The sequence below is a fragment of the Streptosporangium sp. NBC_01639 genome (genome assembly GCF_045209755.1).
Classification (GTDB): Bacteria; Actinomycetota; Actinomycetes; order Streptosporangiales; family Streptosporangiaceae; genus Streptosporangium.
The window spans coordinates 2427176-2447569 of the sequence record NZ_CP109272.1 but is presented as its reverse complement, the minus strand read 5'-3'; the positions used below and the strand labels follow the sequence as shown (position 1 = coordinate 2447569).

Genomic DNA, 20394 nt, shown 5'->3' with positions numbered 1-20394 from the left:
CGGACGGCTGCCGCCCTGCCCAGATCCGGATGATCCACTCGACGCCGGGACCCCAAGGCCGTAAGCGGGCGCGACCGGACTCCTGGTCCTCGGCGAAACACGCAACCAGCCCTGACAGCCCCCACCCCGTAAGGAAACCGCAGATGTCCCTGATCGTGCCGGACTTCGATGAGTCCGTGATCGTCCGTTCTGCCGAGGCCGAAGTGATCGGCCGGGCTCCGACCACCATCCGGCTGCTGGCCGACAGCGGCTCCACCGGCGGCGCCCTGTCCGCGCAGCGGGTCACCCTGATCAACGGCGCCGACGGAGCCAAGCCGCACCACCACGCGGGCTCCGCCGAGCTGTTCTACATGCTGGAGGGCGCCGCCCAGCTGCTGTCCGGTGAGCAGGTCGTCACCGCGGAACGCGGCGACCTGGTCATCGTGCCGCCCGGCCTGGCGCACGCCTTCGCGGCCGCCCCGGGTGAGGACGCCGACATCCTCATCGTCATCACCCCCGGCGTCGAACGGTTCGAATACTTCCGCCACCTGGAGCGTGTCGCCTACGGCAAGGTGCCACCGGAGAGCCTGCTGGAGGTCCAGGAGCTCTACGACACCTACTTCCGTGACAGCACCGCATGGAAGGACCGTCCTTCGGCATGAGGAAGATCCTCCACACGGCTCACATCTACATGATCGTCGGTGTGGTCAGCGGCCTGTACTACCGCGAGATCACCAAGCTGAACGACTTCACCGGCGACACTCAGCTCGGGGTCGTGCACACGCACCTGCTCGCGCTCGGGATGTTGTTCTTCCTCATCGTGCTGATACTGGAAAAGACCTTCACCCTGACCGCCAGCAGGCTCTTCACCTGGTTCTTCTGGGTCTACAACGCGGGCCTGGCACTGACCGTGCTCATGATGACCGTCCACGGCACCCAGACCGTGCTCGGCGCTCAGACGAGTCCGGTGATCCCCGGTATCGCCGGACTCGGCCACATCCTGCTGACCGTCGGCCTGATCCTGCTGTTCACCAACCTCGGCAAGCGACTCCCGGCCAAGACCGGCTGACCGGGATCCATGGGGCCCGCCTGCGGTCCGGGCCGGCCGGCTCGCGCGGGGACGGCACCCGGGTGACCGTCCCTTCCAGCACGTGGTGATGAGGGGCGTCCCAGCCGAGACACCCCTCCATGGGCAAGGTTCTCAGCGGTCTTCCACGGGGCTAGGACGTCGCCCCGTGGGCGGAGATGCCGCCGTCCACCGGGATGACCGTCCCGGTCAGATAGGCGCCGGCCCGCGACGACAGGAAGATCGCGGTCCCGGCCATGTCCTCGGGGCGCCCGATCCGGCCCAGCGGCACATGGGACTCGATCGCCGCGCGGCTCGCCGGGTCGTCGAGTGCGAAGGCCATCATCTTCGACTCGAACGGGCCGGGCGCGATGGCGTTGACCGTGATCGACTCCTTGGCCAGCCGCTGGGACAGGTGCCGGGTCAGCATGTGCACGGCCGCCTTGGTCGCCGAGTAGGCGTAGCTCTCCATCGCGGGCACCCGGATGCCGTCGATCGATCCGATGGTGATCACCCTGGCCGGGTCGTCGGGGCTCGCGGCGGCGCGCAGCAGCGGCAGGAACCGCTGGGTCAGGAAGAACACACCCTTGACGTTGACCCCCCAGAGCTTGTCGAAGGCGTGCTCCGGATACTCCGCGAGCGGCGCGCCCCAGGCCGCCCCGGCGTTGTTGACCAGCACGTCCAGTCGTGACTCCCGCGCCGAGACCGCCTCCACGAGCGTGCGGACGCCGTCCTCGGTGGACAGGTCGGCCGGTACGGCGGAGCAACCCAGTTCGGCCGCCGTCTTCTCCACCTCGGCGGTTTTGCGCGAGGAGATGTAGACCGTCGCGCCGGCGTCCACGAACCCCGCCGCGATCATCCGGCCGATCCCCCGTGAGCCTCCGGTGACGACGACCGTCTTGCCTTCCACCGAGAACAGAGTCATGTTCCGCAGCATGCCGCACCACGGGAGAGTTCGTCCATACCGGGCGGTCGGTTGAAGAATAATGCCGATTAAGAAAACGGGAATGAAACAATCCTCCACTGCTCGTTGACATGCGGTATCTCTATGGTGTGCCTTCGTCTACAACGGTTCATCGGTATGGAGATGGGGCACCACGATGACGAGAATGGGCGCGCGGCTGGCCGCGCTTGGCCTGACACTGTTATTGGCGACGCTCCCGGCCACTCAGGCAATGGCCAGGCAGGCGCCCGAGCCGGGGAAGAAGATCGTGCGGCTGGGCGTGACGCAGGCCGTGGACTCGATGAGCCCGTTCCTCGCGGTCCGCCTGATCGCGTCGTCGATCCACCGCTGGACGTACGGCTACCTGACGGTTCCCGACCCCAAGACCCTGCAGCCGAGCCCCGACCTGGCCGAGTCGTGGACGACGTCGGACGACAAGCTCACCTGGACCTTCAAGATCCGCGACACCACGTGGTCGGACGGCCGTCCCGTCACCGCGCAGGACGCCGTGTGGACCTTCAACACGGTCATGACCGTCGACGCGGCCAAGCAGGCCAACGGCCCCGCGGTCGAGAACTTCGAGAGGGTCACGGCGACCGACGACCGGACCCTGGTCATCAAGACCAAGAAGCCGCAGGCCTCGATGCTGGAGAACCCGATCCCGATCGTGCCCAAGCACGTCTGGGAGAAGGTCGGTGACATCGGCGCGTTCGAGAACGACGTCTACCCGGTCGTCGGCAGCGGGCCGTTCGTCGTGGTCGAACACAAGAAGGACGCCTACGTCAAGCTCAAGGCCAACCCCGGCTACTGGCAGGGCGCTCCCAAGATCGACGAGTTGCACGTCATCTTCTACGAGAACCCCGAGGCCGCCATCGCCGGCCTGAAGAAGGGCGACATCGACCTGATCGGCCGCCTGGACGCCGCCCAGTTCCAGTCGCTCGCCGGCAACCCGGACATCGTGCAGTGGAACACCCCCGGCCGCCGGGCCGCCTACCTGCAGATCAACCACGGCGCGCAGACGATCGACAACAAGCCGGTCGGCGACGGCCACCCCGCCCTGAAGGACCCGAAGGTCCGTCAGGCCATCCACTACGCGATCGACAAGCAGGCCCTGGTCGACCAGGTGCAGAACGGCCTGGCCGTACCGGCCGACGGGTCCATCGTCCCGCCGATGTACAAGGACTTCTTCTGGCAGGCCGAGGGCGACGACCTCGTCACCCACGACGCCGCCAGGGCCAACCGGATCCTCGACGAGGCCGGCTACAAGAAGGGCCCCGACGGCGTCCGCACGATGCCCGACGGCAAGCGCAAGCTGGAGATGCGGTTCAGCATCCACACCGACACCCCGGTGGAGGACAAGCTCGCGCAGTACCTGACCGGCTGGTTCAAGGACATCGGCATCGCGCTGTCGACCAAGAAGCTCGAACCCAGCAAGTTCACCGAGGAGACCGGGTTCACCGGCCTGTTCGACATCGCGATCAGCGGCTGGTCGGTCAACCCCGACCCCGAGGAGATCCTGGCCACCCACCTGTGCAGCCGCAGGCCCACGGCCGGCGGCGAGGGCGGCGGCACCGAGTCGTTCTACTGCGACCCCGCCTACGAGAAGCTCTACCAGGAGCAGCTGAGCGAGCTCGACCGCACCAAGCGCGCCGACATCATCAAGCAGATGCAGAAGCGTCTCTACACCGACGCGCCGGTCATCGCCCTCTACTACCCGAACAACCTCGAGGGCTACCGCAAGGACCAGATCACCAGCATCACGTCGATGCCCGAGGAGAAGGGCCTCCTGTACGGCGCGAGCGGCTACTGGCCCGTCTACTCCCTCGACGCGGTGGCCACGCCGGCCGCCGGCTCGGCCGGCGGTTCCAGCACGGGTCTCGTCGTGGGCGGCGTCGCGGCCGTCGTGATCCTGGTCGCCGGCGGGTTCTTCCTGGCCAGGCGGCGCCGCTCCGTCGCGGACGATCGCGAGTAGCGCCTCGATGACAGCTCCTCTCGACACCGAGCCCGCCGCCGCAGCGGCGGCGGGCCCCGGGAAGGACCGCGACTCCCATCGGGGGGTGCCGCGCTACGCGCTGGCGAAGGCCGGCGGGGCCGTGCTCAGCATCGCCATGGTCATCGTCGCGACGTTCTTCGTGTTCCGGTTGATCCCCGGCGACCCGGCGATCGCCTACACACGGGACGTGCCGCTCAGCCCGGAGCAGCTCGACCTGCTCCGCCGCCAGATGGGGCTCGACAAGCCCCTGATGCAGCAGTTCCTCGACTTCGTGCTGCGGACCGTCCGGCTGGACCTCGGCACCTCCTACGAGTACAAGCGCCCGGTCATCGACCTCATCGGAGAGCGGGTGGGCCCCACGGCGGTGCTGGTGGGCACCGGCCTGGTCATCTCCGTCAGCCTGGGCCTGTGGCAGGGCACGAGGGCGGCGTGGAAGCACGGCAGCCGGTTCGACCGCCTCTCCACCGGGATCTCGCTCGTCCTGTGGTCGGTGCCGACGTTCTGGCTCGGCCTGCTGCTCCTGATGGTCTTCGCCGCCGGAGTAGGGCCGATCCCGGGAATCTTCCCCACCCGGGGCATGGAGGACATCGACGCGCCCGACGGGCCGCTCTACCTCCTGCACGTCGCCCACCATCTGGTGCTGCCGTGCCTCACCCTGGTCGCCGTGGTCTACGCCCAGTACCTGCTGGTGATGCGCTCCTCGCTGCTGGACGAGATCGGCCAGGACTACGTGACCACCGCCCGGGCCAAAGGGCTGCGCGACGACGAGGTACGGCGGCGCCACGCCGTCCCCAACGCGCTGCTGCCGACCGTGACGCTGGTGTTCATCAACATCGGCTTCGTCGTGGGCGGCGCGGTGTCGGTGGAGACCGTCTACTCCTGGCCGGGGCTCGGCCTGCTGTTCTACGAGGCGATCAAGGGGCCGGACTTCGCGGTCATGCAGGGGACGTTCATCGTGGTGTGCACCGCCGTGATCATCATGAACACGCTGGCCGACGTGGTCTACCGCGTCCTGGACCCGAGGGTGAGGTCGGTATGAGCACCACCGGCATCGCCCGGACCCGGCGCAGGCTCGCACTGGCGCGCTTCTGGCGCGACTACCGCCGTCAGCGCGCCGGGCTGTACGGCGCCGCGATCCTGGTCGCGGCGGTCGTCCTGGCCCTCGTCACCCCGCTGGTCACCGACCCGCTCGGCCTGGACGTCACCAAGGCGACCGGCGCCAAGATGAGTGCCCCCGACCTGGACTTCCCCCTGGGCACCGACGAGTCGGGCCGGTCCGTCCTGCTCATGGTCCTGTGGGGCTCGCGCGTCTCGCTGCTCATCGGCTTCATGGCGGCCCTGCTCAGCATGGGCATCGGCACGGTCGTCGGCATCGCGGCCGGCCACTTCCGGGGCTGGACGTCGGCCGTGCTGATGCGGATCACCGACTGGTTCCTGGTCCTGCCGTCGCTCGTGCTGGCCCTGGTGCTCGCCGCCATCCTCGGCGGCGGCACCACCACGATCGTCGTGGCGATCGGGGTGACCTCCTGGGCGTCCACGGCCCGGATGATCAGGTCGCAGACGCTGTCGGTCGAGACCAGACCGTATATCGAGCGCTCCCGGGCGCTCGGCGCCGGGCACTGGCACGTCATGACCCGCCACGTGCTGCCGAACGTCGCCCCGCTGGTGCTGGCCAACACGACCCTGCAGGTGGCCCACGCCATCGTCGCCGAGTCGACCCTGGCCTTCCTCGGCGCCGACTCCGGCCAGGTGTCGTGGGGCGGCCTGCTGCGCGGCTCCTACGACTGGGGCGCCGCCACCTCCGGCGCGTGGTGGTACATCCTCGCGCCCGGCCTGTGCATCGTCGTGGTCGTCATGGCGTTCACGCTGTGCGGCCGGGCGCTGGAGGCCGTACTCAACCCACGCCTGCGGGGAGTCTCCCGATGAGCCTGCTGCATCTGCGCGACGTCGCGGTGACCTACCGGGTCGCCGCGGGCGAGGTGCCCGCCGTGCGCGGGGTCTCGCTGGAACTGGAGGCGGGCCGGGCGCTCGGTGTGGCGGGGGAGTCGGGGTCGGGCAAGTCGACCCTGGCCATGGCCCTGCTGCGGCTGCTTCCCCGGGATGCCCGGGTGACCGGCGAGATCCTGCTGGACGGCGAGGACGTCCTGACGATGAAGTGGGGACGGCTGCGCGCGGTGCGCTGGGCCTCGGCCTCGGTGGTCTTCCAGGGCGCCCAGCACGCCCTCAACCCGGTGCGCCGGGTCGGGGACCAGATCGCGGAGCCGCTGCTGGTCCACGGGCCGGCCACCCCCGCCGAGGCGCGCCGGAAGGTGGCGGAGCTGCTGGAGCAGGTCGGCCTGCCCGCCTGGCGGGCCCGCAGTCACCCGCACGAGCTGTCCGGCGGACAGCGCCAGCGGGTGATGATCGCCATGGCGCTGGCCTGCTCACCGCGCCTGATCATCGCCGATGAGCCGACGACCGCCCTGGACGTGATGATCCAGGCGCAGGTGCTCACGCTGATCCGCTCGCTCATCGCCGAGCAGGGCATCAGCCTGATCATGATCTCTCACGACCTGTCGGTCCTGGCCTCCATGTGCGACCGGCTGGCGGTCATGTACGCGGGCCGGGTGGTCGAGTCGGGGCCCTCGCACGAGGTCTTCCAGGACGCGCGCCATCCCTACGGCAAGGCGCTGGCCGCGGCCTTCCCCACGGTCGGGGACCCCGCCTCCCGGCTGGCGCCCCGGGGTCTGGGCGGCGACCCGCCCGACCCGATGCGCCTGCCGGGAGGCTGCTCCTTCCACCCCCGGTGCCCGGTGTCGCTGCCGTCGTGCGCGTCGGCGGACGTCGAGCTGTGGCCCGCGGGCGAGAGCCGTACCGCCGCCTGCGTGCACGTCCGGCCGGCGGACGAAAAGACCGAAATCCCCGGCACCTCGGTCATGCGACCGGCGAAGGAGGACGCATGACCCTGCTCGAAGCCTGGGACCTGCAGGTGGAGTTCGCCTCGCGCGGGCGGCGCGCCCGCGCGGTCGACGGGGTGAACCTCCAGGTGGGCGAGGGAGAGATCGTCGCGCTGGTCGGCGAGTCCGGCTGCGGCAAGACGACGCTGGCCCGCACCCTGCTCGGCCTGGAGCGGCCCACCTCCGGTTCGGTCCGCTACGGCGGAGCCCCGCTGTCCTACTCCTCGCGCGCGCTGAAGGCCTATCGCCGCGAGGTGCAGCTCGTGCTGCAGGACCCGACCGGGTCGCTCAACCCCCGGCACACCGTCTACGAGGCGGTGGCAGAGGGGCCGCGCATCCACGGTCTGCCCGACGAGGAGGAGCGGGTCACCTCGGCGCTGTCACGTGCCGGCCTCCGTCCGCCGGAGCGATTCCTGCACTCCTACCCGCACGAGCTCTCCGGCGGGCAGCGGCAGCGCGTCGTCATCGCCGGAGCCCTCGCGCTGGACCCCCGGGTCCTGGTCGCCGACGAGCCGGTGGCCTCGCTGGACGCCTCGGTCCGCGGTGAGATCCTCGCCCTGATTCTCCGGCTCCGCGCCGAGCTTGGGCTGTCCGCCCTGGTCGTCACCCACGATCTTGGCCTGGCCTGGAACATCGCCGACCGTGTCGCGGTGATGTATCTCGGCAGGATCGTCGAGTCGGGGCCCGTCGAGCAGGTCCTGACGGCGCCGTCACACCCCTACACGCAGGCCCTGCTGTCGGTCCTGCCGGAGTCGCCGTCGCCCGTGGTGCTGGGCGGTGAGCCGCCGGACCCGACCCGGATCCCCCAGGGCTGCCGCTTTCACCCGCGCTGTCAGGTCCTCGCCGCCGGTGTGGCGGCCGAGGCCGGGGTCGACGGGCCGTGCAGGTCACAGCGGCTTCCGGTGCTGCCCGCCGCGGCCGGCCCCCAGGTCGCCTGCCACTACGCCGCGGTACGCCAGGGGTAACCGTCGCCCGGCGTCCGTCCCGGCGTCCGCCCCCCGGGTGCGATGGGTGGTTCATCCGCACATCACAACTTTGTCGCCACGCCGTGCATCCAAGAGGGGAAGATCGCACTACGGGGAGGACGACGTGGCGACGGCGTTGATCGATGGGGACCCTCAGCGGCTGGGGAAGTACTGGCTGGCCGGCCGACTCGGCGCGGGCGGTCAGGGGGTCGTCTACGAGGCCTACGGCGAGGACGGTCTCCGGGTGGCGATCAAGGTGCTGCACGGGGACCCGGCGAACGACCCTGAGCTGCGGGAACGGTTCGGCAAGGAGGCCACGGCGGCGCAGCGGGTGGCCTCGTTCTGCACCGCCGGTGTGATCGCGGCCGATCTGGACGGGGCCAGGCCGTACATCGTCAGCGAGTACGTCGAAGGGGTGAGCCTGCGCCAGGCCGTCCTCGGCGGACGCAGGTTCGCCGGAGACGACCTGCACCGCCTGGGCACGGCGATCGCCACCGCGCTGACCGCGATCCACGACGCCGGGGTGATCCACCGGGACATGAAGCCGGACAACGTGCTGCTCGGCCCGGACGGCCCCCGGGTGATCGACTTCGGGGTGGCCCGCACACTGGAGATGTCGCTGACCGCCACCGGACTGGTGACGGGCACGCCGACCTACATGGCGCCCGAGGTGTTCACCGGACAGCGGGCCGGTGCCCCGGCGGACGTGTTCGCCTGGGGCGGCATCATGCTGTTCGCCGCGACCGGCCAGGACCCGTTCGAGGGGGAGAGCCTGGGCGGGGTGATGCACCGGGTGCTGTCGTCGGATCCCGATCTGAGCTCGCTGCCCGGCTCGCTGCGCGGCCTGGTCGGCGCCGCCCTGGACAAGGACCCGGCGGCCAGACCGACGGCGAGGCAGCTGCTGCTCGCGCTGATCAGCGGCGACGGACGACTGGACACGGTCCGGCTGCTCGCCGAGGGCAGCCGGGAGGGCGGCCGCGTCCAGGTGGCCGTCGACGACCCGGGAATGGGCATCCTCGCGGAGGATTCCTATGCGATGCTCGACCCTGCGGAGCAGGCCCTGGCCCCCGAGGTGTTCCTGCGGCTGATCACCGTCGACGACGACGGCGGGCTGCGGGCCCGGCGGGCAGGGCGGGCCGAGTTCCCCGACGGGGCCCGGCGGCTGCTGGAGGTGTTCGCCTACCTGATCACCGGTGACGGCCGGGAGGTCTGGCTGACCAGGCGCGCGCTGCTGCACGCCTGGCCCCGGCTGCGGTCGTGGGTGGAGGCCAACCGGGACGGTCTGGCCGCGCACCGGGAGATCTGGACCGCCATGCGACGCTGGGAGACCCGCGGACGCAGGGACGCCGACCTGCTGCAGGGCCACAGTCTGCGGGCAGCCGTCCGGTGGGCCGCCACCGGGCGCCGCGACATCGTGCTCAGCCCGGCCGAACGCGACTTCCTCGACGAGGGGACGGCTCTTGCCCGGCGCCGGTCCAGGCGGTCCCGCCTGCTGACCGTCGCGCTGGCCGGACTGCTGGTCGTCGCGCTGGCCGCGGGGGCGCTCGCCGTACGGCAGAGCGGGGTCGCCGACGAGCGCAGCGCCACGATCGCGGTCCAGCACGACCGGTCCGAGGCCAGGCGGCTCGCGACGCTCGCCGACACCCTGCGGGTCACCGAGCCGGTGAAGGCGATGCTGCTCAGCGTGGCGTCCTGGCGGATCGCGCGGGTCCCGGAGGCCAGGGCGGCGCTGAGCGGCTCGCTGACCCAGCAGGAGACGGCGGCCTTCCACGATCCGGCGACGGCCGCCCAGACCCTCAGGGTGCTCAGCCGCGACGGTCGCACGCTGGTCAGCGTCGGCGAGGACTCCGTCCGGATGTGGGACATCCGGACCGGCCGGAAGACCGGCGGTTTCACCGGCGTCGGGAAGAACGTGCGCGCCGTCGCGCTCAGCCCGAGCGGACGGACCCTCGCCGTGCTGGGCGGCGGAGGGGTGCGGGTCTGGGACGTGCGGACCGGCAGGGCGAGGGGTGCGCGCCTGCCCCTGCGGGCCCCGGAGATCGAGACGGTCCAGCCCGGTCTCCTGTTCGGGCAGGCCGAGGAGCTCCTCGTCGTCACCCACGACGAGGAGCAGACGGTCTGGAACCTCAGGACGGGAGAGCGGCGGAAACCGCCCGTCCAGGTGCTCGACACCGCACCGGACGGGCGGCACATCGTGGGTGACGGCCCGGCCCGGGAGATAGAGATCCGGGACCTCTCCGGCCCGGGGAGGATCTCGCTCGACAGGGTCTGCGACGCCTGCGGGTTCACCGCCGCCTACAGCGCCGACGGGAAGCTCGTCGCGGTCGCCAAGGGCGGCTCCGTCGAGGTCAAGGAGACCGCCACCGGCAGGACGGCCGCCGACACGCTCAGTGACGGCAGCCGCGGTGGGCTGCTCTTCAGCCCCGATGGACGGCACCTGGCCTCATATACCGGCAGTTCCATCACGATCTGGTCGGATTTCAACCTCGTCCCCGTCCTGGTCCGCAAGATCGACTCGATCACGCCGTCGCTCGCCTTCGACCCGGACGGGCGCACGGTCCGCTATCTCGACGAGGACACGGTCGTCACCCTCGACCTCGGCGCCCTGCTCAGACCCGCCCGGCTCAAGGGGACGGACGGCGGGGCGGTGCTCAGCCCCGACGGCCGCCTGCTCGCCGCCCGCCGGGAGGGGACCCACCGGGTCACGCTCTGGGACGTACGGCGCCGCAGGCCGGTCGGCGCACCGCTGGACGTCGGCCGGGGGTCCTTCTTCCAGATGGCGTTCACCCCCGACGGCCGGAGGCTCGCCGTGAGCAGGCAGGGCGGCGGCGGGGGCGGCTCCGTCATCGGGATCTGGGACACCTCGTCCCTCAAGCGGGTCGCCACCGTCTCCGCCAAGGAGCCGGGCGAGGTGGCCGCGATGGCGCTCAGCCCGGACGGCACGGCGCTGGCCGCCTCCGTGGAGGAGGCCGCCGCGCCCCCGGACAGCACCGTCCACCTGTGGGACCTGCCCGGGGGCAGACAGCGCTGGGTGCTCCGCCAGGATGCCGTGACCGGCCTCGCATTCCATCCCGACGGCAGGTCCCTCGGGGTCGCCGGCGGCGAGAACAGGCTGGTGGACGTCGCCACCGGCAAGGCTGTCGGCCGTCCCTACGGCGCGCCGGCGTCCAACGTCCGGGTCGCCGCTCTGGCGTTCAGCAAGGACGGTTCCCGCATCGCGGTCGGCTCGGGCATCGGCTCCGGCGGCGATGTCGAGGCGGGACGGCTCTCGGTCTGGGACACGGCCACCCGGAGCAGCCGGGGCGCGCAGCTCCGCGCGGGTACGGCCGGGGTCTTCCTGCTGGCCTACTCGCCGCGTGGTGACGTGGTCGCCGCCGTCGTGGACGACAAGAAGGTGCTGCTGTGGGACGTGAACTCCGGGATGCGCCTGGGCCAGCCGATCGCCGCGCACACGGATCACATCGAGTCACTGGCCTTCAACGCCGACGGCTCGCGGCTGCTCAGCGTCGACGCGACCGGCACGCTGGCCGAGCATGTCGTCGACCCCGACCAGGCGGCCTCCGCCGTCTGCGCCCGCGCGGGCAGGACGCTGACCGAGGCCGAGTGGCACGGCTACCTGCCGTCCCTGGCCTACCGGGATGTCTGCCGGCGGTGACGGCGGGAGGCGCGGGTACGGCCCGCCTCCCCACGGGACATCAGGTGGTCCGGTCCATGGCGCCTCGGCCTGCGAGAACCCCGGGCCGGGCGGTCCCTGCGGGACGGAGCGGCCCGTCGCCTCGCCGAGAGCTCTCGGCGAGGCGCGGCCGGCCGGGTCTCCGGGCCTTTCTCAGAGGCCGGGGAGGCGGCCGTTGCGGAACAGGTCGACGAAGAGCTGGTGGTCGGTCCTGGCCTGCGCGCCGTAGGCGTGGGCGAAGTCGACGAGCATGCCGGTGAAACCGCCGAGGTCATCGCCGATCACGGCCGTGATCGCGTCCTCGGTGGAGAAGTCGACCAGGTCGTGGCTGGACTCGTCGTCGGCGACCGAGTGCATGCGGGCCACGGCCCGGCCGAGGTCGCGGATCACCGAGGCCAGCTCGTCCGGTTCGTTGACATCCCCCCAGTCCAGGTCGGAGGAGTAGGGGGAGACCTCCGCGACGAGCTGGCCGACGCCGTTCAGCGTGGTGTAGCCGAGCCAGGGGTCGGCGTAGGCCTGCAGGGCGCGTTGCGACTCGGCGGTGCGGTGGCCCTGGTGTTTGAAGTAGCCGTGCACCTTCTCGTCGGTGATGTGCCGGGCCACGGCCGGGACCTGGGCCTGCTTCATGTAGAGGATGACGTCGTTCTCCAGAGCCTGGGTGTGGCCCTCCAGCAGCATGTTGTAGGAGGGCAACCCCGCCGAGCCGATGCCGACTCCGGTGCGGAGCGCGAAGTCCTTGATCGTGTGCTCGACCTCGGAGGTCGTGGGGAGCGTGGTCAGGTAGTCCCGGAAGGCCGCCTCCACCGCCTGCCTGGTCTCCTCGTCGATCGGGTGACGGCCGTCCATGGCGGCGAACCTGCGGTCGAAGCCGTCGATCGTGGTCTCCGCGTCCAGCAGCGCCACCCGGGTGTTCAGCCGGGCCACCTGCAGCACCCGGTGGAGCACGCCGGTGGTGGTCTCCAGGGTCAGCGAGCCGATCGCGTCGTCCCCGCCCGCCGAGATGCCGGTCAGTTCGGCGAGGTAGGCCTGGGCGAACCCGGTCACCAGCTCGGTGATCACATCGTCCGACAGGGCCTTGGCGTACCCGATGAGCGCGACGCTGGCCACGAACCGCTTGAGGTCCCAGACGTAAGGACCGACGTAGGCCTCGTCGAAGTCGTTGACGTTGAAGACCAGGACACCCGAGGCGTTCATGTAGGTGCCGAAGTTCTCGGCGTGCAGGTCGCCGTGGATCCACACCCGGCGGGTCTGGTCGTCGAGGAAGGAGTCGTCGGCGAACGTCCCCGTCATGTCCGCGTAGAAGAGGGAGGCACTGCCCCGGTAGAAGGCGAACGGGGTGGCCGCCATCTTCCGGAACTTGCGCCGGAAGGCGGCGGGGTCACGCCTGATGGAGTCGCCGAACTCGGTGATCAGGACGTCGAGAATGTGCGCCGAGCGCCCATCGGTGGTCATGAGGGGCAGGGTAGGGGGAAGAGCCGGACTTCGCCAGGCGGCAGGTCGGCGGTGTGCACCCCGGACGGCCGTCCGACGCCGGGCGACGGTCCGAGGGCCCGGCCGGCCGCCGCCGTCCCCGCGCGGGGACGGCGGCGGCCGGCCGCACGGTGTCAGCAGTCCCGGCGCGGCAGGGTGACGTCGCGCCGCACGTCGCTGTGCGGCAGCGGACGCACGGTGAACGTCGAGGAACGGTGCCCGTCGGCTGTGACCGTCACCTCGGCCCGCAGCAGCCCGCCCTGGATCCAGCCGGCGTACCGCCCGTCGGCATCGGTGCCCAGGGTCCACGAATCCCGGCCTCGCTTGATGGTCACCGTCGCCCCTGCCAGGGGCGTCGCCTTTCCGTCACAGGCTTCCGACAGCACCTGGCCGGACAGCCGTGCCCAGGACCACGGCGCCTCGGCTTTGAGTGTCACGCCGACACTCGGGGCCTTGTAGGGGGTGTCCTCGCGTACGGTCAGCATCGCTTCGTACGTGCCGGGCTGGGCGACCTGCCGGGCATCGAGAGTGAGGGTGATCTTTACGCTGCGGCCGGGGGCGAGCGTGCCCCGCTGCGGGTGCACGCTGAGCCACGGCACGCCGGTGCCCGCCGGATCGCAGCCGCCATAGCCGGGCAGCATCTCGTTGAACGGCAGCACACGCGGGCCGTCGCCACCGCCGATCTTGTAGAAGCCGCAGGCGGCGGCGCCTCGCCAGAGGGCGTAGCCGGAGTTCGGCAGCGCCGTCCAGGTGTCGGTGTCGGCGTCGTACGCGAACGTCTCGTTGGTCACCGTGCTCCCGGCTTTCGCCACCCCGCCCGCGACGACCAGCGTCCCGTTGGCCACCGCGTAGCTGCTCGCCCACAGGTCGAGCGGCAGGTCGGCGGCGCGGGTCCAGCTGTTCCGACCGGGATCGTAGGCGTAGGCGTGTTGCGTGCCGTGCGGACCGGCGGCCAGCCCACCGGCGCAGACGACCTTGCCGTCGACCCCGCCGCAGGACGGCCAGGAGACCGGCTCGGGGTACGGCGCGGCGGCGGTGAAGCTGTCGCTCGCCACGTCGTACACCGTGACCTGGTCCGTGGCACTCTGGCACTCACCGGCACAGCCCCCGACGGAGTAGATCTTTCCGTCGAGTACGGCGGAGCCGACCGCCCCCCAGGGGTGCGGATTGTCCGCGCCGGTGCTCCAGCCGTCGGTCTCGGGGTCGTAGACGAGGGTGGTGGCGGCTGGGGCGCCCTGGGAGCCCCAGCCGGCGACGACGTAGAACCGGCCGTCGACGAACGCCGATGCGGGCTTCTGGCGGGCGTCCGGCATGTCGGCGAGCCGCGTCCACGACGTCGCGATCGGGTCGTAGACGTACGACGCGGGCGTCGCGGCCTCTCCGCGGAGCGAACCCCCGAAGGAGTACACCCGGCCGTCGTGGTAGCCGGCGGCGTTGTCCCTGATCGTGGTCGGGTAGTCGGCGATCGTGGTCCACGGGGCGGCCGCCGCGCCGGAGCGCGGTCCGGTCTCCTCGCCGGCGGCGGGCCTGGTGACCGGACCGGGTGAGATACCGGTCACCTCGACCCTGCGTGGGGGCGCCCCCTGCGAACGTGTCGCCGACGCGGAGAGGCCGATGCCGTCTGCGCGCCGGATCGCGGAGTCGCGCGCCGACTCCGCGAAGTCGTAGGTGAGCGGGGCGGTGCCCCGATTGGTGATGGTCAGTTGCCTCTTCACCTCCGTTCCGAGCGGGGTCTTCTCCGACATGTCGCCCGACTTGAGGGCGAGCAGGCCCGCGGTGAGGGAGAAGTCGATCCTGGACACCTTGTCCGCTCCGGCGCGCACCAGGGCGGTGACGGACCGGTAGCCGCGCTGGGCGGCGGTGAGAACGCGCTTCTCCGACATGGGGGAGAACACCCGGTAGAACCCGTCCGGCAGCGCCGGGTCGTCCGGAGTGGCCGCGGTGTCGTTCTCGCCGCCGCCGCTCGTGACCGTCGCGGTGTTGACCGGTTTGCCGGTGTTGGCGTCGGTCACGGCTCCGTAGACGAGCCCGCCGGGTACCGGCTGGCAGTTGCCGCCCTCGGCGGCGTAACCCGGCGCGGAGCAGGACGTGGCGTCGATCTCCGCCGCGAAGTTCGCGGACATGTCACTTTCGACGGTGATCTGGCCGGTCACCGGCCGGTATCCGGGATAGCGCGGGGTGACGGTCACCTGGTAGGTGCCGCCCACGGGCAGGTCGAGAGCCGCCCGCCCGTCGCCCGGGGCCGTGAACCAGGTGCGCGAGGTGCCCTCGACGGTGAGCGCCGCGTAGATCGGCCACCCGTGCCCGGAGCCGTCCGCGACCCGGACGGTCGCGGTCGCCCGAGCCGCCGGGGAGAGCGCGACGTCCCGCGTGGTCGTCTTCTCGCCGGTCACGTGTACGGCTTCGACGGTCCGGGTGTCGTAGCCGAAGAAAGAGACGCCCAGGGCGTAGCCGCCCTCGTCGAGATAGAGGTGGTACGTGCCGTCCCCGGCGGTCGTGGTCTCCAGCCCGCGCGGCCCGGTGGCGGTGACCCGCACACCCTCCATCGGCTTGCCCGTGCTTGCGTCGGTGACCGCGCCGGTCAGCTCGCCGGTGCCGGCGCGGGGCGACGCGCCGACGGCCCGGTGGACGTCGAGCATGCCCTCGCCGTACACGTTGTTGTCCTCGGCGGTGCCGCCACAGGTGGTGTCGGCATGGTCGTGGGCGGTCCGGTCGAGGATGGCCCGGGTCGCGGCGATGTCGCCGACCAGCGCGGGCGCAGCGGACCACAGGAGGGCGACCGCGCCGCTCACGTGCGGGGTGGCCATCGACGTGCCGTTCTGGACCTGGTAGCCCCCGCCCGGCACGCTGGACCGGACGCCCTGGCCCGGCGCGACGATGTCCGGCTTGCTGCCGGCGGATTCGGCCGTGCCGCGCGAGGAGAACCAGGCCACGGCGCCGTTCTTGTCGACGGCCCCGACGGCGTACGACTCGGGGTACTCACCCGGCGCGTGCTGGGTGCCGCACTTCGGCCCGTCGTTGCCGACGGCGAAGGCCGGGAAGATGCCGGCCGCGACCCACTGGCGGACGTAGTCCTGATACCACGGGTCTCCCGGCGCCGAGGACCAGGAGTTGTTGAGGATGTTGGGCCGCTTGGACGGGTCGGGGCCGGAACCGTCCGGTGCCGTCGGGGCGAGCATCCACTGCGCGGAGAGCGCCAGCGCCAGCTCGCCGCACTGATCGCTCTGGCAGCCCTTCGCCGCGATCCACCGAGCGCCGGGTGCGACGCCGATCTGGTTTCCCGGACCGCCGTCGCCCACCATCGTGCCCATGGTGTGCGTCCCGTGGCCGAAGTTGTCGCACGGAGCGGACGGTGACGTGCCGCAGACCCCGGTGGGGTCGAACCAGTTGTAGTCGTGGGTGAAGGTTCCGTCGCCGTCGTTGCCCCGGTAGGACGCGACAAGAGCGGGATGATCGAAGTCCACCCCGGAGTCGATGTTGCCGATCACGATGCCGCGCCCGGTGGTTCCGTACTCGCTCCACACCTTGTCGGCGTGAATGGCGCTCAGCCCCCACTCCACCGGGTCGGCCGAGGCGACACGTTCACCCGGCGACGGCTTGGGCAGGGTGTACGTGCGTGGCACGCGGATCCGCTCGACCCCCGGATCGGCCGCCAGTCTCTCCGCCAGATCGGGGGAGCCGTCGTACACATAGATCGAATTGTTGATGTACAGGGACGTGTGGCGGACACCCGCGTCCCGCAACAGGCCGAGCACGCCCGCCTGGCTGGACTCCGCGGTCGACCGCAACGCGGTCACCACGGCCGCACCGCGCGCCGACCAGCCCTGGACCTTCGCCGCCGGATTCAGGCCCGCCTGCGCCTTGAACTCCACCCAGAAATCGGTGCTGCCGCCGGTGACGAAGTGCGCCGACAGTTCCGGCTGGATCGTTTCCGCGGGGGCCGGATCGGTCGCCGCTCCGGCCGGGGACGGCGCGGTCATCCCGGCCAGGACGAGCACCACGGCGAGCACGATCAGCGCGGTATGGCGCAACCCGTTGAATTCCCACTCCCGGCTTGACGGCAGCCCAGCCGAAGAGGTGTCCTGATGCACCGAGCCTCCAAGTACAAGACGCCCAGCCATCGGATTCGACGGCGCCACGAACGCCGCCGATCAGCCTGGCTCAAGGTCTGTGCTCGACTCAAGTCCTGGTCAAGGCAGCATCACGACATGACGTAAACGAGCCATCCCCGGCGAAGCCTCCCGGGGTGACCGGGGTGAGACGTCGTCGCCGCGAAGGCGTACACGAGGGAGCCCCGTCACGGCTTCGGTTCAAGAGGTCATTGCAACACCCGACGCAGGGGGACGCGATGGACTTCGCGATCCGGGAGAACCGCAGGCAGAGGGGTCCGGGAGGGGGCCGGTGGTGATGGAGACGTGCCCTGGCGGGCGTGGGGGACCCGCCAGGGCACGCTCCGCTCCGGCGCGGCGGGTGAGGACCCCGGCGAGGGTTGGGGTCCTCACACCGCCTAGTCGCGCGCGGAGTCGGTGGGAGGAGAGGGGTGGGCCCTGGGGTCCGTCCTCTCCTCGTGGGGGGATTCGGCGGTCGTCGGACGGCGGTAGTGCCGTGAGATGAGCCGGGCCGCCCCGACCGGGTCGTCGGCCGGGTGGGAGGACTCGCGGCCGTCCTCACTCCATACGAAAAGCCCGTTTTTACACCAAACGGTCAGATCGGTCTGTACCGAAAGCACGGACATCCCATTCCCATTGCTCTGGTAGGTGTGGGTGAACCCCTGACGGTGCAACGCGTAGCGCAGTAGACGCGTCGCCTCGCAGGGATCGCGCCAGGGCAGGTACGGCGCGTCCGAGTGGACTGACAGCACTGACCTCACCCCCCTTGGCAGACCTTTCGATGGATTTGTACCAACGATTGGATAATGCGGGTTGCGGGAGGTTGGGTCAAGGGGCTGTTCCCCACTAGAACCAGATCGTCTAGTTTTGTTGGCACAAAGGGGACCAAATGGCACGGTCAACGCTGTATCAGTTGGTGGCTTCCGAACTTCGGAGGACCATCTACTCCGGTGCGCTCGGACCGGGAGATCAGCTGCCGACCGAAGTGGAGCTCATGCTGGCCCATCAGGTCAGCCGCAACACCGTGCGGCTCGCCCTCGGTGAGCTGGTCAACGAGGGCCTGGTCACCCGCACCCCGCGCCGGGGGACCGTGGTCAGGGAGCGCCGTCCGCTGCTCATCCACCCCCAGCGAGAGCTCCAGCCGCAGCCCCTGGAGACCAGGGAGGCGTTCGCCTGGGCGGTCTCCCAGGAGGGGCGTGCGCCCAGCCAGGAGATCGAGGTCGCGATCGTGCATCCGGTCGAGGAGGTCGTCAGCAGGCTGGAACTGCCCGACGAGGAGCTCGCCGTGGTCCGCCGCCGGCTGCGGTTCGTGGACGGCCAGCCGTACAACACCAACGACTCCTACTTCCCCCTGGCGCTGGTCGCGGACTCCGAGATCGCCCGTCCCGGTGACATCGTGCGCGGCGCCAACAGAGTGCTGGAGGAGCTCGGCCACGCTCAGGTCCGGGTGGTGGACGACATCTGGGCGCGGATGCCCACCAGTTCGGAGACCGAGCGGCTCCAGCTCCAGTCGGGAACGCCCGTCGTCGTCTACGTCCGGGTCGGATACGACGAGACGGACACCCCCGTACGTGTCGCGGTGTCCGTGCTCCCCGCCGACAAGCATCTGATCAGATACGAGCTGGAAAGCCGTTGACGCTCCCGTGGCCGCCCTGAGGGGGCGGCCCCAGTGCCGTCCGCGCCGCCGGCGACCACCTGGCCGCACCCGCCGGACGGATAGGCCCGGACGGCCATCGGGTCGCGTCCGCCGGACGACCGGACGCGGCCTTCTTCCCCTGCTCGCCTCATACCCCTAGGCGTTCCGCCTAGCTCGGCATGGATACCGTGCGCCATTGTTCGATCACTTTCCGTGTCATTCAGCGCACCCAGCGCAACGAAGGGATGAATCATGCACTCCAACACCGTCAACCCCACCGCGATGCACCGGCTCACGCTCCGCAGGGCCGGCGAAGGCGACCTCCCGGGAGTCCTCGCGCTTCTCGCGGAGAGCGCCGGCTGGCTGAACGCCAGGGGCGTACGCCAGTGGCCCGCCGGGGGCTTCCCCGCCGGGCGCATCGCCCCGCTGATCGAGGAGGGAACCATGTACCTGCTGGACGGCGAGGAGGGGCCGGCCGCCACGCTCGCCCTGGACGGCCACGCCGACCCCGAGTTCTGGGCCGACGAGGACGACCCGGGATCCGCGCTCTACGTCCACAAGCTCTCGGTGGCACGCGCCCACTCCGGCCGGGGCCTGGGTGAGGCGCTGCTCGACTGGGCGGGCCTGCGGGTCCTGGGAACGGGCAGGAGATGGCTCCGGCTTGACTGCTCCAAGGACAACGCGCGACTGCAGGACTACTATCGGGGCCAGCGTTTCACCCACCTCCGCACGGTCGATCTGCCGCACCGTGCGTCGGGGGCGCTGTTCCAGCGGGCCGGCGGGCTCCGTGGCGGCGCCCGCGGCGCCGCCGTGCCGCTCTTCGTGGACCGTCGTGGGCCATCCGTGCGGCAGCATGTCTGAACCACGGCGATCCCAGGACAAAGTCATCCGATAGCCTCACCCCATGACCGGATCCTTGCTTGAGGTGATCGCGCTCGACGTGCGCGATGCCGTCGCGGCGGAAGAAGGCGGTGCCGACCGCCTGGAGATCGTCGTCGACATGGCCTCCGACGGGCTCACCCCGGCTGCGGAGACGGTCGCGGCGATCTCCAAGGAGTGCGCGCTGCCGCAGATGGTGATGCTGCGCGGCGAGGCCTCGTTCCTGGCCACGCCCGAATCGCTGGAGGGACTGCGGCGCGATGCCAAGATCCTTTCCGAGGCGGGCGCGGCCGGGTTCGTGTTCGGCTTCCTCGACTCCGCCGGCGCGGTCGACCTGGCCGCCACCGAGGCGCTCATCCACGCCGTCGCCCCGCTGCCCTGGACCTTCCACCGGGCGGTGGACCACGCGGCCGACACCCAGGCGAGCTGGCGGGCCGTCCGGCTGCTGCCCAACCTCGCCACCGTGCTCACCTCGGGCGCACCCGGCGGCGTGGCCGACGGGCTGCCGGCGATCAAGACCCGGTGCGAGGCCGGGGACGGTCCGCTGATCATGGCGGGCGGCGGGCTGCGGCCGGGTCTCGTCCCGGTGCTCATGGACTACGGTGTGCGGGCCTTCCACGTCGGCAGCGCCGTACGGGCGTCATGGTCCGATCCGGTCGAGGCGCGTCTGGTGCGTCAGTGGCGTGAGCTGATCGACTGACGCGTACGGACGGTCCACCAGGCGAGGCATGGCGGATCTCCGGCG

General features: G+C 71.0%; 14 protein-coding genes. 11 read left to right on the top strand and 3 right to left on the bottom strand.

All coding sequences use genetic code 11. The features are described 5' to 3' along the window. Positions 1-143: 143 nt before the first annotated feature. Both OHA77_RS10980 and OHA77_RS10975 read left to right on the top strand, forming a co-directional pair. Positions 144-641 carry a cupin domain-containing protein gene (locus tag OHA77_RS10980; RefSeq protein WP_406317841.1) on the top strand — a complete coding sequence of 166 codons (498 nt, stop codon included), beginning with the start codon at positions 144-146 and terminating at the stop codon, positions 639-641. Then, complete coding sequence (locus tag OHA77_RS10975) at positions 638-1048, top strand: DUF2871 domain-containing protein (RefSeq protein ID WP_406317840.1); 411 nt, start codon at positions 638-640, stop codon at positions 1046-1048. Before OHA77_RS10980 ends, OHA77_RS10975 begins: the two co-directional genes overlap by 4 nt. 151 nt (positions 1049-1199) lie before the next feature. Here OHA77_RS10975 and OHA77_RS10970 read toward each other — a convergent pair whose 3' ends face one another. Continuing rightward, positions 1200-1970: an SDR family oxidoreductase gene (locus OHA77_RS10970; RefSeq protein WP_326820734.1), complete on the bottom strand. Its 771-nt coding sequence runs from the start codon at positions 1968-1970 to the stop codon at positions 1200-1202. A gap of 175 nt (positions 1971-2145) precedes the next feature. On the opposite strand from OHA77_RS10970, the gene OHA77_RS10965 reads away from it, so the two are divergent. The 6 genes from OHA77_RS10965 to OHA77_RS10940 all read left to right on the top strand — a co-directional run bounded on the left by OHA77_RS10965 (position 2146) and on the right by OHA77_RS10940 (position 11537). Then, positions 2146-3960 (top strand): ABC transporter substrate-binding protein, encoded by a 1815-nt coding sequence (locus OHA77_RS10965; RefSeq protein WP_406317838.1) that lies wholly within the window; start codon positions 2146-2148, stop codon positions 3958-3960. Positions 3961-3967: 7 nt separating this feature from the next. After that, entirely contained in the window at positions 3968-5020 is a 1053-nt protein-coding gene (locus tag OHA77_RS10960) for an ABC transporter permease (protein ID WP_406317836.1), read from the top strand. Further along, positions 5017-5907: an ABC transporter permease gene (locus OHA77_RS10955; RefSeq protein WP_406317834.1), complete on the top strand. Its 891-nt coding sequence runs from the start codon at positions 5017-5019 to the stop codon at positions 5905-5907. The genes OHA77_RS10960 and OHA77_RS10955 overlap by 4 nt, the downstream gene beginning before the upstream one ends. Continuing rightward, the gene (locus OHA77_RS10950; RefSeq protein ID WP_406317832.1) at positions 5904-6923 is read left to right on the top strand and encodes an ABC transporter ATP-binding protein; all 1020 of its coding nucleotides are present in this window, start codon (positions 5904-5906) and stop codon (positions 6921-6923) included. Before OHA77_RS10955 ends, OHA77_RS10950 begins: the two co-directional genes overlap by 4 nt. Continuing rightward, the gene (locus tag OHA77_RS10945) at positions 6920-7882 is read left to right on the top strand and encodes an ABC transporter ATP-binding protein (protein ID WP_406317830.1); all 963 of its coding nucleotides are present in this window, start codon (positions 6920-6922) and stop codon (positions 7880-7882) included. The genes OHA77_RS10950 and OHA77_RS10945 overlap by 4 nt, the downstream gene beginning before the upstream one ends. Positions 7883-8006: 124 nt before the next feature. Next, the gene (locus OHA77_RS10940) at positions 8007-11537 is read left to right on the top strand and encodes a protein kinase domain-containing protein (protein ID WP_406317829.1); all 3531 of its coding nucleotides are present in this window, start codon (positions 8007-8009) and stop codon (positions 11535-11537) included. A 171-nt stretch (positions 11538-11708) separates the two neighbouring features. On the opposite strand, the gene OHA77_RS10935 is transcribed toward OHA77_RS10940, so the two are convergent. Beyond that, complete coding sequence (locus OHA77_RS10935) at positions 11709-13007, bottom strand: DUF2252 domain-containing protein (RefSeq protein WP_326820741.1); 1299 nt, start codon at positions 13005-13007, stop codon at positions 11709-11711. Between the two features lie 152 nt (positions 13008-13159). Then, on the bottom strand, positions 13160-17116 hold the full coding sequence (locus tag OHA77_RS10930; RefSeq protein ID WP_406317828.1) for a S8 family serine peptidase: 3957 nt from the start codon (positions 17114-17116) through the stop codon (positions 13160-13162). A 934-nt stretch (positions 17117-18050) separates the two neighbouring features. Here OHA77_RS10930 and OHA77_RS10925 point away from each other — a divergent pair. From OHA77_RS10925 to OHA77_RS10915, 3 genes are all read left to right on the top strand, one after another. Further along, positions 18051-18770, top strand: a complete 720-nt coding sequence (locus OHA77_RS10925) for a GntR family transcriptional regulator (protein ID WP_406317827.1) — start codon at positions 18051-18053, stop codon at positions 18768-18770. A gap of 252 nt (positions 18771-19022) precedes the next feature. Continuing rightward, the gene (locus OHA77_RS10920; RefSeq protein WP_326820744.1) at positions 19023-19631 is read left to right on the top strand and encodes a GNAT family N-acetyltransferase; all 609 of its coding nucleotides are present in this window, start codon (positions 19023-19025) and stop codon (positions 19629-19631) included. A gap of 43 nt (positions 19632-19674) precedes the next feature. Then, positions 19675-20349 (top strand): copper homeostasis protein CutC, encoded by a 675-nt coding sequence (locus OHA77_RS10915; RefSeq protein ID WP_326820745.1) that lies wholly within the window; start codon positions 19675-19677, stop codon positions 20347-20349. Positions 20350-20394: the final 45 nt, after the last annotated feature.